Source organism: Leuconostoc sp. (assembly GCF_965300815.1).
In genome coordinates, this window is record NZ_CBDKZH010000126.1 from 2,110 (window position 1) to 3,470 (window position 1,361).

Sequence of the window (1,361 nt, forward strand, 5' to 3'; positions counted from 1 at the left end):
GTCACTTTCTGGCGGCGAAAAGTGCAACGTAACGTGCCAAATCAGTTGTTATGCTTGACGTTGATTAATGGCGCAGTAGGAAATTATTTGTTTTTGTTTAGTTCGCTATATACAGCAGCATTTTATGGGCATCGGGAAGCCTTTTTCTACTTTTACTTGCCGTATGTATTAGGAACGTTGTTGGCACCAAAGGGGATGGCGTTGCTCGGGACAGACGTGAAGCGTCGCTCGCTGGTTGGGATTATTGTCGGCTTGCTGATGATTGTGGGTACGCCATTGTTTCCAATTGGGCTATTCATTGTGAGTCTCTTTAAGGGGACATTGAATGGCTGGTTGACTACGAGTTATCAAGCGACAACACCTATTCCTGAAGATAAGCGACTTTGGGTCAAGTATACGTTGCAAAATATTGGCAGTATTCTGACCCAGTTTTTGCTGATGGTTTTGGCTTCCGTGATTATTCTCAAAGACGGCCATACGATCCAAGATTTTTTCATCATGACGACAGCTAGCACACCGACTGCTGAAAGTATCCAAGTCATGCATGGTTGGAATGTTGTTGCGACAACTTTGGTGTTGGCAGCGATTGTGTTGTATGGCTTAATATTTTCTTATCAAAAGAAAGCAGGTATTTCAAAAAGCGAACGCTCATGAGAGGGTTCGCTTTTAGCTAGCTATGAAACAGGATATGAGTTATTTGCGACAGCTTGCGCTATAACACTAGCTATATAGCTTATGTGTGAACAATCGTATAGTAATTGATGAGGTGAGAATATTGAAGAAGATTAAGCTAGGTGTTAGTGACCTAAATGCTTCCCGAATTGGGCTTGGTGTTATGCGGATGGGCACGCGAAGTGAGCTTGAGGCGCAAAAGGCGGTTGAGTCTGCCATTGGCAATGGGATTAATTTTTTTGAATCGGCTAATATTTACGGTGATGGTCAATCATCCAGTGTATTTGGCCGAGCATTAAAAAATGCTAACGTTGGGCGGGACAGTATTCTCATTCAGTCTAAAGGTGGGATTGTTCGTGGGGATGGCTTCAAAAGGATGGATTTTTCAAAAGCCAATTTGATTCAATCAGTAGAAGATGAACTCAGTCGTATTGGCACGGATTACTTAGATGTCTTTGTGTTGCACCGACCGGATGTGTTAGTGGAACCTGATGAAGTTGCTGAAGCATTCAACTACTTAGAGAAAAGTGGTAAAGTACGTTATTTTGGTGTGTCAAATCAGAACTCATTAGATATTGAACTATTAAAAACTGCTGTTCAGCAGCCTTTGATTGTGAATCAACTGCAATTCGGTATTATGCACACTGGTATGATTGATCAGCAGATTCATGTCAATATGACTGATGATG

1 protein-coding gene and 1 pseudogene are annotated in these 1,361 nt (G+C 42.0%); both read left to right on the forward strand.

The features are described 5' to 3' along the window. Positions 1 to 654 (forward strand): annotated as a pseudogene (locus ACW12G_RS07090) (hypothetical protein); the annotation flags it as partial. 121 nt (positions 655 to 775) lie between these two features. Further along, positions 776 to 1,361 (forward strand): aldo/keto reductase (locus tag ACW12G_RS07095; RefSeq protein ID WP_455647617.1); only part of this gene is annotated, 586 nt, incomplete at its 3' end.